Consider the following 14244-nt stretch of genomic DNA (forward strand, 5'->3'; position numbering starts at 1 on the left):
GCGCGCCGCGCGCACTGTTCCATCCGGCACGAGCCGTCGCCCGTGAGTCGCGTTTTACGCCTCGCGCGGGGGCGCTCACGCCTGCAATCCGTGAAGAACGAATGGTGAATCCCATGCAATCGATACCCTCTTCCGCTGCTGCACGACAGACCCAACCGGCCCCCGCGGCCCGTACGCAAAACGACGCCTTCGTCCGCATCGAAAACGTCGTGAAGAAATTCGGCGACAGCACCGCCGTCGACAACGTGAACCTGACGATCGCGAAGAACGAGCTGTTCGCGCTGCTCGGCAGCTCGGGCTGCGGCAAGTCGACGTTGCTGCGCATGCTCGCCGGGCTCGAGACGGCCACCTCCGGCAAGATCTTCGTCGACGGCGAGGACCTTGCTTCGCTGCCGCCGTACCGTCGCCCGGTGAACATGATGTTCCAGTCGTACGCGCTGTTCCCGCACATGACGGTCGAATCGAACGTCGCGTTCGGCCTGAAGCAGGAAGGCACGCCGAAGCACGAGATCAAGGAGCGCGTGGCCGATGCGCTCGCGCTCGTGCAGATGAGCAAGTACGCGCAGCGCAAGCCGCACCAGCTCTCCGGCGGCCAGCAGCAACGCGTCGCGCTGGCCCGCTCGCTGGTCAAGCGCCCGAAGCTGCTGCTGCTCGACGAGCCGATGTCCGCGCTCGACAAGAAGATCCGCCAGAAGACCCAGCTCGAACTCGTGAACATCATCGAGAAGGTCGACGTGACCTGCGTGATGGTCACGCACGACCAGGAAGAGGCGATGACGATGGCCAGCCGCCTCGCGGTGATGAGCGAAGGCAAGATCGTGCAGATCGGCGCGCCGGGCGAGGTGTACGAGTTTCCGAACAGCCGCTTCTCGGCCGAATTCATCGGCTCGACCAACCTGTTCGAAGGGCGCGTGGTAGAGGACGAACCCGATCACATCTTCGTTGAAAGCGACGACCTCGAAGCGCGCATGTACGTGAGCCACGGCATCACCGGCCCGCTCGGGATGCCCGTCGGCATCTCCGTGCGCCCGGAGCGCATTCACGTGTCGCGCGAAAAACCCGGCTCGAAACACAACTGGGCGCGCGGCGTCGTGACCGACATCGCGTACATGGGCAGCTACTCGCTGTACCACGTGCGCCTGCCAAGCGGCAAGACGGTGGTGTCGAACCTGTCGAGCTCGCACCTGATGAACGACAACGCACCGGCGTGGAACGACGACGTGTTCGTGTCGTGGTCGCCGGCCAGCGGCGTCGTGCTGACGCAGTGAGGACGCCACGATGAGAACCTCCGCCTCCAATCCGTCCGCGCCGGTGCCAACCGGCGCCGCGAGCGCCGGTGCCGCCCGCGCCCGCCCGGGCCGCCTTGCCGCGCTGTCGCGCTTCCTGCCGTCGGGCCGCAGCGTCGCGATCGGCGTGCCGTTCGTGTGGCTGGCCGTGTTCTTCGCGCTGCCGTTCGTGCTGGTGCTGAAGATCAGCTTCGCCGACCAGGTGATGGGCATTCCGCCGTACACGTCGCTCGTCGAGATCAAGGACGGCATCGTGCACTTCGCGCTGCAGCTGTCGCACTACGCGTTCCTGCTGCAGGACGACCTGTACATCGCGACCTACCTCAGCTCGCTGAAGATGGCCGCTGTCTCGACGGTGCTGTGCCTGCTGATCGGTTACCCGATGGCGTACTACATCGCGCGCTCGGAACCGAACCGCCGCAACGTGCTGATGATGGCCGTGATGCTGCCGTTCTGGACGTCGTTCCTGATCCGCGTGTACGCCTGGATCGGCATCCTGAAGGACGACGGCCTCCTGAACCACACGCTGATCGCGCTGGGCATCATCCACACGCCGCTGCGCCTCTACCACAGCGACGCGGGCGTCTACATCGGGATGGTCTATTCGTACCTGCCGTTCATGGTGATGCCGCTGTACGCGCACCTGGTGAAGATGGACCTCACGCTGCTCGAAGCCGCGTACGACCTCGGCGCGAAGCCGTGGGTCGCGTTCACGCGCATCACGCTGCCGCTGTCGAAGAACGGGATCATCGCCGGCAGCCTGCTGGTGTTCATCCCGGCGGTGGGCGAGTACGTGATTCCGGAGCTGCTCGGCGGCGCCGACACGCTGATGATCGGCCGCGTGATGTGGGATGAATTCTTCAACAACATGGACTGGCCGATGGCGTCCGCGGTGACGGTCGCGATGGTGCTGCTGCTGCTGGTGCCGATGGCGCTGTTCCAGTACTACCAGGTCAAGGAACTGGAGGACGCGAAATGATCAAGCCGAGCAAACCGCTGTCGACGGGCGTCCTCGCCTTCGGCTTCCTGTTCCTGTACATCCCGATCATCAGCCTGGTCGTGTACTCGTTCAACGAGTCGAAGCTGGTGACGGTGTGGTCGGGCTTCTCGCTGAAGTGGTACTCGGCGCTGCTGGACGACGACGAGCTGCTGAGCGCCGCGTGGCTGTCGCTGAAGATCGGCTTGCTGACGGCCACCGCATCGGTCGTGATCGGCACGTGGGCGGGCTTCGTGCTCGCGCGCTTCGGCCGCTTCAAGGGCTTCACGCTGTACACGGGGATGATCAACGCGCCGCTGGTGATCCCGGAAGTGATCCAGGGCATCTCGCTGCTGTTGCTGTTCGTTGCGCTGGAGCAGATGTTCGGCTGGCCGAAGGGGCGCGGGATGGTGACGATCTGGATCGGTCACGTGATGCTGTGCGTGTCGTACGTGGCGATCATCGTGCAGTCGCGTGTGAAGGAGATGAACAAGTCGCTGGAAGAGGCGGCGCTGGATCTCGGTGCGACGCCGCTGAAGGTGTTCTTCGTGGTGACGCTGCCGCTGATCTCGCAGGCGCTGCTGTCGGGTTGGCTGCTGTCGTTCACGCTGTCGATCGACGACCTGGTGCTGTCGGCGTTCCTGTCCGGGCCGGGCTCGACGACGCTGCCGCTGGTGGTGTTCTCGCGCGTGCGGCTGGGGCTGAACCCGGAGATGAACGCGCTGGCGACGCTGTTCATCACGGCGGTGACGATCGGCGTGATCGTCGTGAACCGGATGATGATCGCGCGCGAGCGGCGCCGTATCGCCGACATGAAGGCGGCGTTCGCGGTGGCGTGACGCCCCGCGTCCTGCTGCAAAGATAACAAGCACTGCAGACAAGCAACATGCGCCGCCCCAGGGGGGGCGCGCGATTCGATTCCGATTTGACAGGCGCACGACAAGGAGAATCCGCAATGAAGAAGAAACTGATCTGCCTGCTGGTGGCCGGCGCGTTACCGGGCATCGCGCTGGCCGACTCGACATCCGCCGAGATCAAGGCGCTGCAGGCGCAGGTCGCGGCGCTGCAGAAGCAGATGAAGGCGATGCAGGCGCAACTGTCGGCGAAGGGCGGCCCCGCGACCGCACAGGCCGGCACGAAGGCAGGGGCCGGCGCCGCGCCGGCCGCCGTGGCCATCGACCCGGGCTCGCCGGATTACGGCAAGGCGCAGGCCACGCTGACCAACGACGAGGTCGGCGAAATGAAGCAGCAGATCGCGAACCAGCAGCTGAAGGTAGACTCGCTGACGGACGCGGCCAACACGGGCCCGCTCGCAGGCCTGTCGGTCACCGGCTACATCGATCCGACCTACATCTACAACCGCGCGGCCGGCACGTCGTCGTTCCTGTTCGCGAACCACGAGAACGCGTACAACTACTTCAACAGCACGTTCGGCGATCTCTACCTCGACATCAAGAAGACGTTCGGCGTCGGCCCGATGGCGCCGTCGGCGGAAATCACGCTGATGCCGAACCGCGGCAACGGCATCACGCTGCTGCAGAATTCGCGCGGCTCGATCACCGACAACCTGCTGAACACCGCGGTCATCAACGTGCCGATCACCGCCGAAACGACGCTGGTCGCCGGCCTGATCCCGAGCTTCGGCGGCTACGAGGTGCAGCAGTCGAACCAGATGCTCACGCTCACGCACAACCTGCTGTACGATTTCTCGGATCCGGGCAGCTACGTCGGGATCGGCGCGAACTACACGAAGGGCAACTGGGCGTGGAAGTTCTTCCTCGGCAACGAGCAGTACCGCACGTACGGTTCGGTCACGCAGAAAGGCGTGAATGCGCTCGGCGACCCGATCACCACCAGCAACAAGGTGCCGACCTTCACCGCACGCGCGGACTACACGTGGTCGAGTGCGCTCGACATCGGCGGTTCGTTCAATATCGGTCGCCAGACGCTGTCGTCGGCAGCTGTGACAGATCCGGTTACCGGCCAACAAATCGGCGTCAACTACGGCCCGGGTGGTGCAGCACCGAGCGCGTACGGTTCGTTCTTCTTCGGTGAACTCGACGCGACCTACACGCTCGCCGATATTCAGTACAACGCGGAAGTCGACTACGGCCGTCAGCAGCATGCGGCGTTCAACGGCGGGCTCGCACAGTGGTACGGCCTGTCGCTGCTCGCGCACCGCAAGTTCAACGCGCCGGTGGTCGGCCGGATGGGCGTGACGCTGCGCTACGACCTGCTCGCGAACTCGAAGAACGGTGGTGGCGGCGGCGGCATCGCGCTGAACGGCAACGGGATGGACCCGAGCAACGGCTTCGGCGTCGACGCGGACTGCCTCGCGCAGTCGAAGGCCGGCGGCGGCCTGGGCTTCGAATGCAAGGGCGCGGTGCGCCAGGATGTCGCGCTCGACCTGCTGTTCTATCCGACCCAGCAGATCACCGTGAAGGTCGAATACCGCCACGACTGGGCGAACAACAAGGTGTTCCTGCGCAACGACGGGTCGTATGGCAAGTCCAACGACCTGCTCGCGACGCAGTTCATCTATTCGTTCTGACGCAGCCCGCGCGGGACGCCGTGCCGCACGCACGGCGTCCCGCGCCGTTTTTACCGGCCGGATGACGGTGCGCGATGCACCGCCGCCGGCTGCAACGAGGGAGCCGGATTCATGACGCAGTCTTTCACCCGCCGCGCCGATGCGCTCGCGCGCGACTCGTACTACGAAGCGACGGCCGTGCGCCCCGCCGTGGACGACCCCGTGCTCGACGGGGCGATCGACGTCGACGTCTGTGTGATCGGCGCCGGCTTCGCGGGCCTGTCGACGGCGCTCGACTGCCGCGCGCGCGGGCTGTCCGTCGCGGTGATCGACGCGCACCGGCCCGGCTGGGGTGCGTCGGGCCGCAACGGCGGCCAGGCGATCACCGGCTTCGCGAAGGACGAGGAGATCGAGCGGCAGCTCGGCGCCGACGGCGCGCGCGCCGCGTGGTCGCTGTCGCTCGACGGCGTCGCGCTGATCGCCGAGCGGATCGCGCGCTACGGGATCGACTGCGACTTCACGCGCGGCTATCTGACGGTCGCGACGAAACCGCGCCGCATCGACGACCTGCACGGGTGGATGGACGCCGCAACGCAGCGCTGGGGCCATCCGTCGCTGTCGTGGCTCGACACCGGCGAGATCCGCGCGCGCATCGCATCGACGCGCTATCTCGCAGGCGTCTACGATCCGCTGTCGGGCCACCTGCATCCGCTCAAGTACTGCCTCGGCCTGGCCGATGCCGCGCGCCGCGAAGGCGTCGCGCTGTACGCGCATACGCCCGCGCTCGACGTCGTGCGCGGCGAGCGGCCCGTCGTGCGCACGCCGTCGGGCGACGTGCGCTGCCGCTTCGTCGTGTCGTGCTGCAACGCGGGCCCCGGCGGCGTGCTGCCGGCCGCGACGGCCGCCCGCATCGCACCGATCGCGTCATACATCATCGCGACCGAGCCGCTCGGCCAGGCGCGCGCCGATGCGCTGATCGCCCAGCGCGAAGCCGTGTGCGACAACAACTTCTTCCTCGACTATTTCCGGCTGTCGGCCGACCACCGGATGCTGTTCGGCGGCCGCGCGAATTCGGCCGGCGCGTCGCCCGCCACGCTCGCCGAAACGATCCGGCGCCGCATGGTCGGCGTGTTCCCGCAGCTCGGCGACGTGCGCGTCGACCATGCGTGGGGCGGCTTCGTCGACGTCACGCGCAACCGCGCGCCGGATTTCGGCGCGCTCGATCCGAACTTCTTCTACGTCCAGGGCTTCAGCGGCCACGGCGTCGCGCTCACCGGCATCGCCGGGCGCGCGGTCGCCGGCGCGATCGCGGGCGACACGCGTGCGTTCGACCTGTTCGCGCGCATGCGTCACCGGCGCTTCCCCGGCGGCGACGCGTGGCGGCAACCCGCGCTCGAACTCGGGATGCTGTATCACCGCGTGCGCGAGCTATTCTGAGTCAAACTCCTCCGTTATCCTGACCATGCAGACATTCGCCAACCAGCCGCACGTCGCGTCCTACTACGCGGCGACCGCCAACGATACGACCCGCCACGCGCCGCTCGCCGGCACGATCGATGCCGACGTGTGCGTGATCGGCGCGGGCCTCACGGGCCTGTCCGCCGCGCTCAACCTCGCCGAGCGCGGCCATTCGGTAGCCGTGCTCGAAGCGTCGCGGGTCGGATGGGCGGCGAGCGGCCGCAACGGCGGCCAACTGATCGGCGGGTTCGCGTGCGACATCGACACGTTCGGGCAGTTCATGCCGGAAGGCGACGTGAAGCGCATCTGGGACATGGGGCTCGAAACGCTGTCGCTCGTGAAGTCGCGCATCGCGCAGCACGAAATCGACTGCGCGCTGGTGCCCGGCTATCTCACCGCCGCGAACACCGAGCGCGACGCCGACGGCCTGAAGCGCTGGCGCGATGAAGCCGCGAAGCGCTTCGGCTACGACCGCTTCCATTTCGTCGAAGCCGATGAACTCGGCGACTACGTGCAGTCCGAGCGCTATTGCGGCGGCCTGTACGACCCGGACAGCGGCCACCTCCATCCGCTGAACTACACGCTCGGCCTCGCCCGCGCGGCGACCGACGCGGGCGTGCGCATCCACGAGGACAGCTGCGTGACGCGCGTGCGCGACGTCGCGGGCGGGCATGTCGTCGAGACGAGCGGCGGCAACGTGCGCGCGCGCTTCGTCGTGCTCGCGTGCAATACCTTCGTCGGCACGCTCGCGCCCGCGCTGTCGAAGAAGATCATGCCGGTCGGCACCTACGTGATCGCGACCGAGCCGCTCGGCGACGCGCGCGCCGCCGCGCTGATGCCCGCGCGCGCGGCGATCTGCGACAGCCGCTTCGTGCTCGACTATTTCCGGCCGGCGCCCGACACGCGGCTCGTGTGGGGCGGCAAGGTCAGCTATTCAACGCGGGAGCCGCGCGATCTCGCGGCGGCAATGCGCGCGGACATGCTGAAGACGTTCCCGCAGTTGGCGGACGTGAAGGTCGACTACGCGTGGGGCGGCTTCGTCGACATCACGATGAACCGCGCGCCGCACTTCGGCCGCATCGCGCCGACGATGTATTTCGCGCAGGGGTTCTCGGGGCACGGCGTGAACACGACCGCGCTCGCGGGCAAGCTGATCGCCGAGGCGATCAACGGACAGGCGAGCCGCTTCGACCTGTTCGACAAGATCCGCCATCGCGACTTCCCCGGCGGCGAGGCATTGCGCACGCCGGCGCTGGTGCTCGCGATGAGCTGGTACCGGCTGCTCGACGCGCTCGGCGTGCATTGAGCGGGTCACATCGACGACAAACGGCCGCGCCGAAGCGCAGCCGTTCCGTTGCCGCCGTGCGCTGACGCGCCCGCTAATCCGCCACCTTCTGCCGCATCGTCACGAACTCCTCGGCCGCGGTCGGGTGAATGCCGATCGTGTCGTCGAACTGCGCCTTGGTCGCACCCGCGCGAATCGCGATCGCGATGCCCTGGATGATCTCGCCCGCATCGCGGCCGACCATGTGCGCGCCAACCACGCGCTGGCTGTCGCGCGCGACGACCAGCTTCATCAGCGTGCGCTCGTCGCGGCCCGACAGCGTATGGCGCAGCGCCTTGAACGACGTGCGGTAGATATCGACGTCGCCGTCGTACAGGTCGCGCGCGGTCGACTCGGTCAACCCGACCGTCGCGACCTCGGGCTGGCTGAACACCGCCGACGGCACCCATTCGTGATCCGCCGCGACGCGCGACCCGCCGAACAGCGTGCGGGCGAGCAGGCCGCCGTCGCGCGTCGCGACCGGCGTGAGCTGCGGCCGCGACGTGACGTCGCCGATCGCATGGATCGACGGCACCGACGTCGCCGAATACGCATCGACGGCGATCGCGCCACGCGCGTCGAGCATCACGCCCGCCTGCTCGAGCCCGAGGCCGTCGACGTTCGGCACGCGGCCGGTCGCATACAGCACCTGATCGTATGGCCCGTGTCGTGCAGCGCCGACGCGCACGCTCAACGTGCCGTCGTCCGCGCGCTCGATCGACTCGATCACCGAGCGTGCATGGATCGTGACACCCTGTTTCGTCATCTCGTCGGTCAGGAACTGGCGCACGTCGTCGTCGAAGCCGCGCAGGATCTTCTCGCCGCGATAGAACAGGTCGACGTGGCTGCCGAAGCCGTTGAAGATGCCCGCGAACTCGACCGCGATATAGCCGCCGCCGACCACCGCGATGCGCCTGGGGCACGCGGCAAGCGACAGCGCCTCGCGCGACGTGATCGCATGCTCGATGCCGGGCCGCGCCGGCATCGACGGGCGCGAGCCGGTCGCGATCGCGATGTGGCGCGCGCGGATCGTGCGTTCGCCGATCGCGACCGTATGCGCATCGACGAGCGTCGCGCGCCCCACGTGCATCTCGACGCCCGATTGCCGCAGCAGGTTGATGTAGATGTCGCTGAGCCGGTTGATCTCGCGATCCTTCGCGGCGATCAGCGCGGGCCAGTCGAGCGTGCCGGCGCCGAAGCGCCAGCCGAAGCCCTTCGCGTCCTCGACTTCATGCGGGTAGTGCGATGCGTAGACGAGCAGCTTCTTCGGAATGCAGCCGCGCAGCACGCAGGTGCCGCCGATCTGCTCTTCTTCCGCTATGCCGACACGCGCGCCGTATGACGCGGACATGCGTGCGAGCCGCACGCCGCCCGAGCCGGCGCCGATGACGAACAGGTCGTAGTCGAAATCCATCGCATTCCCTCATCGCAGTTCGGATGACGGCACGATAGCAAGAATCCGGGATGCTTGCGGCGCACGGTGCAGCCCGGCGCGCGCCCCATAAAAAACGGCGAGAGACGTTGCCTCTCGCCGGTCAAACCAGCTGCCGGGTGTGTCATGCGTCACCGATCGACCGCATGCCCGACCTGCCGGCTGCGCGGCACCGGTCCGCCCGGGCGCGCGAAGGGCGCGCCCACGGACGGACCAGCCGCCATGCTCATGCCTGCGACGTGTCGCTGCCGTCCGTCGCCTGCGTGTCGTCTGCAGCCTGTTCGGGCTGGTCTTCCTTTTTCTTCTCGAGCATGCCTTCGATCGCTTCCGCACCCTTGAAGCCGGCGACGGCGGCGGCCGCCTTGGTCAGCAGGCCCGCATCCGGATCCAGCTTTTCCGCGCCTTCGACAGCCGCGACCGCGCCAGCGATTTCACCCACGGTGTTCAGGATACCCATCGTCATCCCCTTTCAAGAAAATCGTGAGCGCATCGTCCCACGAAAAAAACCGGCGGACCGCGATTGTCATCACCGGATACACAAGTTACGCACCAGGCCGGCCGCACTCGCCGAGCGCAACCGGAACGACGCACGCGCGCGCCAGGCGGCACGCAACGGGCGATGCACGCAGCGTAGCGGAAAGCCTGCGCGCGCACTGTAAAAGTATGTTCTGGATTACCGACGAAACCCTTACGGCGCGGGGGTCTCGTGATGAAGCATTCGCCGAATAGTCGTGCGCGTGTATGAAGCTCGCATGACGAAAAAAAAGAGGCGCCTCGCGGCGCCCCTTCGATGCAGGCCGGACGACTGCCGGCCGATGCGTTCCGACGTTCGTCAGAAGATATTGCGCAGGCCGATCGCGATGCCGGTCTGGTTGCTGCGACCCGGCAGCTCGACGTTCGCCGCGCCGTTCGTCTTGTTGAAGTCGACGGTGCCGTAGACTTCCGTGCGCTTGCTGAGCGCGTACTCGGCGATGCCGACGATCGCGTAGCGGTTGCCGCTCGCGAGCGTGCCATTGGTGGTCATCGCGTTGCGCATGTGGTCGTAGTAGAACGCGCCCGTCAGCGTCAGCGGCGCGCTGACCTGCCAGCTCACGCCCGCGAACGGGCCGTCGTCGATCCGGCCGGTGCCCTTCGCGACCGGAATCGTCTGCTGTGCGAGCAGGCTGTCGACGAAGCCCGTGTCGTCCTTCGAGCGCAGGTAGCCCGCGTAGATCTTCGCCTTGCTGAACGCATACACGACGTTCGCGTGGTAGATCGTCTGCTTGCGCGCCGAGTTGTCGCTGTTCTGCTGCGCGCCGGCCGCGATGCTGAGCGGGCCCATCACGTACGACAGCGACACGCCCCACGCATTGCCCTTGCCGAGCGAACCCGGGATCTGGCCCGAGAAGCCGCCCGCGCCGGTCGATTCGTAGTTGGTGCCGGTCGAGTACATCGCCTTCGCGGTCAGGCCGTCGAACTTGCCCGTGTACTTGATCTGGTTGTCCGCATACAGGCCGCCGCCGAGTGCGACCGGCAGCCATGCGTTTTCGAGGTAGTTGCCGACCGTCAGCGGATCGTAGGTATCCGACAGCAGGTCGAACAGCGGCGTCTTCTGGCGGCCGAGGGTCACCGTGCCGTACGGGCTCTGCAGGCCGACGTACGCTGCGCGGTTGAACAGGCGGCCGCTGTCGGCGAACGCGCCGTTCTGCAGGTTCACGCCGCTCTCGAGGTTGAACACGGCCTTCAGGCCGCCGCCGAGGTCTTCCGTGCCGTAGATGCCGAAGCGGCTGTTCGTGATCGCGCCGTTGGTCATCGACAGCAGGCCGTCGTTCTTGGCGTTGGCGTTGGTCAGGTAACGGATGCTGGCGTCGGCGACGCCCCAGAGCGTGACCGAGCTTTGTGCGGCCGCGTACTGGCTGGCAAATGCGAGCGCGGCGCCCCCTGCGATGGCTGCGAGTCGGGTGGTCTGCTTCATGAGCTTTCCCTTTTGTAGGTGTCTCCATTCATGGCCGGCCGCGTGCGCAACCGGGTGGCGATCGCTCACGTTCTTGGCGCGCGCGATGTGGGCTGAATCATATGACGAGTGCAATCGCTGAAAGAAATTGAAATGTGCGGTAACGGCGGAACTGTCGCCCGCGCACAACGTTGCGCGCGGCAACGCGCGTCCGGCGGGCAGCGGGCGGCATCGGGCGCCGCACGGCAGCGGCCGCTCGCGCGGCTGACGGTGCGTCGGGTCTGTAAGGGTCGCGCGGCAGGTGCCGCGGAACGGGCGGACGCAAGGGTGCCCCCGGAGCGCACGCACCGGTGCGCCCGCGGGATGCGCGGTCACGCCGCGGCCGGCCCGCCGTCGGCCGAGTGCCGGCGCCACGCGCGCCGCACGATCTCCGCGAACGCACCGACGAGCAGCAGCACGGCGCCCCACAGCGCGACCTCCGGCGCGAGCCGCGTGACGAGGCCGCCGACCACCGCGCCGGCCAGGAAGCAGAAGCTGATCGTCGCGAGCAGCGCCGAGTCGTGCAGCGCCCCCGCGTCGTAGCGCGGGATCAGCCCGACGAACAGCTTCTGCGCGGCGCGCCGCAGGTTGCCGGTGGTCATCACCGACGTGTACGACAGTTCCTCGAGATGGGTGAACGACAGCGTCTGCAGCGTCGCGACGAACGAAATGCCCGGAATCAGCCACGCGCTCGACGCGCCGACGAGGCCGCTCGCGGCGACGCCGAGAAAAGCGATCTCGACGAGCAGGCTCGCGAACGCCGTGTGCTTCATCCAGCCGCGCTGCGCGGCAAGCCCGAGCAGGTGCGCGACGAACACCGCGAGCGTGAAGCCGACGAGCGGCGGCACGTGATGCAGCGCGGCGGCCCAATCGCCGGCCGACAGGTTGATGCCGAGCAGCGCGACGTTGCCGGTCATCGTGTTCGCGAACACGTGGCCGTGGCCGACATACGTGTACGCGTCGAGGTAGCCGCCGGACAGCGTCAGCAACGCGGCGACAGTGAGATTGCGGCTGGCGCCGTCGAGATCCATCGAGCCTCCCGTGAAGATTCGCGCCAGTATGGCGCACGGGCGGTCAAAGTGCGCCGGTCATTGCCCGATGCCCGTGAGCCCGATCAGCGCGCCGCCCGCGAGCAGCCACAGCGGATGAATGCGCGTGCGCCACGCGAGCACCGCGCACGCGGCCGTGATGCCCCACTGGATCGCGGTGCGGTTCGACGCCTCGGAGATCAGCACCGCGCTCGCCGCGACGAGCCCGGCGGTGACCGGCATCATCCCCTGCTGCACGTAGCGGCGCCACGGCCGGTCGCGAAAGCGCTCCCACGCGTGCAGCGCGAGCACGGTGACGATCGACGACGGCCCGAACTTCGCGAGCGACGCGACCAGCAGCCCGCTCCAGCCGGCCACGTGCCAGCCCACCAGCGACACGATCATCATGTTCGGCCCGGGCGCCGCCTGGGCCAGCGCGAACAGCGCGGTGAACTCGTGCGCGCTCATCCAGTGATGGACGTCGACGACCTGCCGCTGCATCTCCGGCAGGATCGTGTTGCCGCCGCCGAACGCAAGCAGCGACAACTGGCTGAAGATCGTCGCGATGGCGATCAGCGTGTCGGTCATGGCCGGCCTCCTCGCTGCGCGTCGCGCGCCGCGGCCGGCGCCGGCTGCGGCGTGCCCGCGTCGCGGCGGCGCGACGCGAACCACACGCTGACGGGCGTCAGCACGAGCATCGTGGTCAACAGCGGAATGCGCAGCACCGCGATCGCGACGAACGCGAGCACCGCGATGCCGGCTGCCGCACGTGCATGCCGCAGCGGCTTCACGACCTTCACGGCCATCGCGACGAGCAGCCCGGCCGCCGCCGCGGCCAGCCCCGCGAACAGGTGCTGCACGCGCGGATCGTTCTGCGTCTTCGCGTACAGCACGCCGAGCGCGACGACGACGAGCGTCGGGCCCGCGATCAGCCCGAGAATGCCGGCGAACGCGCCGGCGACGCCGCGAAAGCGCATGCCGACGGCCACCGACAGGTTGATCACGTTGCCGCCCGGCAGGAACTGGCACAGCCCGAGCAGATCGGTGAATTCGTCGGCGGAGAGCCACTTGCGCTCTTCGACGATGGTGCGCCGCGCGAACGGCAGCGCGCCGCCGAACGACATGAGGCCCAGCGACAGGAAACCGGTGAACAGCTCGGCGAGGCCGACGCCGCGGGGCGAGGCGGCCGGCGGCGGCGCGGCCGGCGGAGAAGCGGATTGCATGGGGTTCCTTATCAAACGGTGAACCGAGGTTACCGCCGTTCGGCATGCCGGCAAAACGATTTTATCGGCGCGCCCTTGTGATCTAGAATCACAAGCATGGCACGCGATCTCCCGCCCTTTTCCGCGCTTCGGGCCTTTGAAGCCGCGGCACGACATGAAAGCTTCAGCGCCGCCGGCGACGAGCTGCATGTGACTCACGGTGCCATCAGCCGGCAGATCGCCGGGTTCGAGGCCTGGCTCGGCAAGCCGGTGTTCCACCGCTACGGCAAGCGCGTGAAGCTCACCGACGAAGGCCGCCGCTACCTCGACACCGTGCGCGCGGCATTCGACAGCATCGCGCGCGCGACCGAGCAGTTGCGCAACACGGGCGCGGCACGCGTGCTGCGCATCAATGCGCTGCCGACCTTCGCGATGAAATGGCTGCTGCCGCGCCTGTCCCGGTTCCAGCGTGACGTGCCGAACGTCGAGCTGAAGCTGTCGACGTCGAATGCGCCGCTCGATACGCTCGACGGCTTCGATGTCGCGATCCGGCGCGGCCCCGGCCACTGGCCGAACTGCACGAGCGGCCACTTCCTCGACGAAAGCGTGATTCCCGTCTGCAGCCCCGCACTGCTCAAGCGCGCGCCGATCGCGCGTGCGGACGATCTCGCGCGCCATGTGCTGCTGCATTCGGATACGCGGCCGGAAGGCTGGCGCGACTGGTTCGCGGCGGCCGGCGTGGCGATGAAGGGGCGCAAGCGGCAGTCGTTCGACCACTTCTACCTGGCGCTGCAGGCGGCCGTCGACGGCCTGGGCGTCGCGCTCGGCCCGTTGCCGCTGATCGACGATGAGCTCGCGAGCGGCCGGCTGGTGATGCCGCTGGAGGGGCCGCGCATCGCGACGCGCAGCTACTGGTGGATCGCGCCGCGCGCACCGGCGGACGATCCGCTCGTCGCGCAGTTCTGCGCGTGGCTGCAGACGCAGTCGAACGTCGGCGCGTAGCGCGTCGACGGTCGACGCACAAGATGACGCGGGC

General features: G+C 67.9%; 13 protein-coding genes. 7 read left to right on the top strand and 6 right to left on the bottom strand.

Annotated features, from left to right (window positions below):
• The first annotated feature begins 113 nt into the window (after window positions 1–113).
• The 6 genes from LGM89_RS14275 to LGM89_RS14300 all read left to right on the top strand — a co-directional run bounded on the left by LGM89_RS14275 (window position 114) and on the right by LGM89_RS14300 (window position 7556).
• Window positions 114–1268: an ABC transporter ATP-binding protein gene (locus tag LGM89_RS14275; protein ID WP_089495777.1), complete on the top strand. Its 1155-nt coding sequence runs from the start codon at window positions 114–116 to the stop codon at window positions 1266–1268.
• Window positions 1269–1278: 10 nt separating this feature from the next.
• On the top strand, window positions 1279–2265 hold the full coding sequence (locus tag LGM89_RS14280; RefSeq protein ID WP_226273273.1) for an ABC transporter permease subunit: 987 nt from the start codon (window positions 1279–1281) through the stop codon (window positions 2263–2265).
• On the top strand, window positions 2262–3101 hold the full coding sequence (locus LGM89_RS14285) for an ABC transporter permease subunit (protein WP_089473679.1): 840 nt from the start codon (window positions 2262–2264) through the stop codon (window positions 3099–3101). The genes LGM89_RS14280 and LGM89_RS14285 overlap by 4 nt, the downstream gene beginning before the upstream one ends.
• A 116-nt stretch (window positions 3102–3217) precedes the next feature.
• Entirely contained in the window at window positions 3218–4813 is a 1596-nt protein-coding gene (locus LGM89_RS14290) for a DUF3138 family protein (protein WP_089473680.1), read from the top strand.
• 111 nt (window positions 4814–4924) lie between these two features.
• A complete protein-coding gene (locus LGM89_RS14295; RefSeq protein WP_226273274.1) occupies window positions 4925–6229 on the top strand; it encodes an NAD(P)/FAD-dependent oxidoreductase in 1305 nt (434 codons plus the stop codon).
• A gap of 25 nt (window positions 6230–6254) precedes the next feature.
• Window positions 6255–7556 carry an NAD(P)/FAD-dependent oxidoreductase gene (locus LGM89_RS14300; protein ID WP_226273275.1) on the top strand — a complete coding sequence of 434 codons (1302 nt, stop codon included), beginning with the start codon at window positions 6255–6257 and terminating at the stop codon, window positions 7554–7556.
• Between the two features lie 73 nt (window positions 7557–7629).
• On the opposite strand, the gene gor is transcribed toward LGM89_RS14300, so the two are convergent.
• From gor to LGM89_RS14330, 6 genes are all read right to left on the bottom strand, one after another.
• Window positions 7630–8988 carry a glutathione-disulfide reductase gene (gor, locus tag LGM89_RS14305; RefSeq protein ID WP_226273276.1) on the bottom strand — a complete coding sequence of 453 codons (1359 nt, stop codon included), beginning with the start codon at window positions 8986–8988 and terminating at the stop codon, window positions 7630–7632.
• Between the two features lie 244 nt (window positions 8989–9232).
• Window positions 9233–9463 (bottom strand): hypothetical protein, encoded by a 231-nt coding sequence (locus LGM89_RS14310; protein WP_069249385.1) that lies wholly within the window; start codon window positions 9461–9463, stop codon window positions 9233–9235.
• Between the two features lie 375 nt (window positions 9464–9838).
• The gene (locus LGM89_RS14315; protein ID WP_034190325.1) at window positions 9839–10960 is read right to left on the bottom strand and encodes a porin; all 1122 of its coding nucleotides are present in this window, start codon (window positions 10958–10960) and stop codon (window positions 9839–9841) included.
• Window positions 10961–11310: 350 nt separating this feature from the next.
• Window positions 11311–12009, bottom strand: a complete 699-nt coding sequence (locus LGM89_RS14320) for a YoaK family protein (RefSeq protein WP_089495783.1) — start codon at window positions 12007–12009, stop codon at window positions 11311–11313.
• A gap of 57 nt (window positions 12010–12066) precedes the next feature.
• Window positions 12067–12594, bottom strand: a complete 528-nt coding sequence (locus LGM89_RS14325; protein ID WP_089495784.1) for a chromate transporter — start codon at window positions 12592–12594, stop codon at window positions 12067–12069.
• Window positions 12591–13229, bottom strand: coding sequence for a chromate transporter (locus LGM89_RS14330; RefSeq protein WP_226273277.1), 639 nt, complete (start codon window positions 13227–13229; stop codon window positions 12591–12593). Before LGM89_RS14330 ends, LGM89_RS14325 begins: the two co-directional genes overlap by 4 nt.
• Before the next feature lie 96 nt (window positions 13230–13325).
• Here LGM89_RS14330 and LGM89_RS14335 point away from each other — a divergent pair, with 96 nt between their 5' ends.
• On the top strand, window positions 13326–14210 hold the full coding sequence (locus tag LGM89_RS14335; RefSeq protein ID WP_089495786.1) for a transcriptional regulator GcvA: 885 nt from the start codon (window positions 13326–13328) through the stop codon (window positions 14208–14210).
• Window positions 14211–14244: the final 34 nt, after the last annotated feature.

The organism is Burkholderia sp. AU31624 (assembly GCF_020420065.1).
GTDB lineage: Bacteria > Pseudomonadota > Gammaproteobacteria > Burkholderiales > Burkholderiaceae > Burkholderia.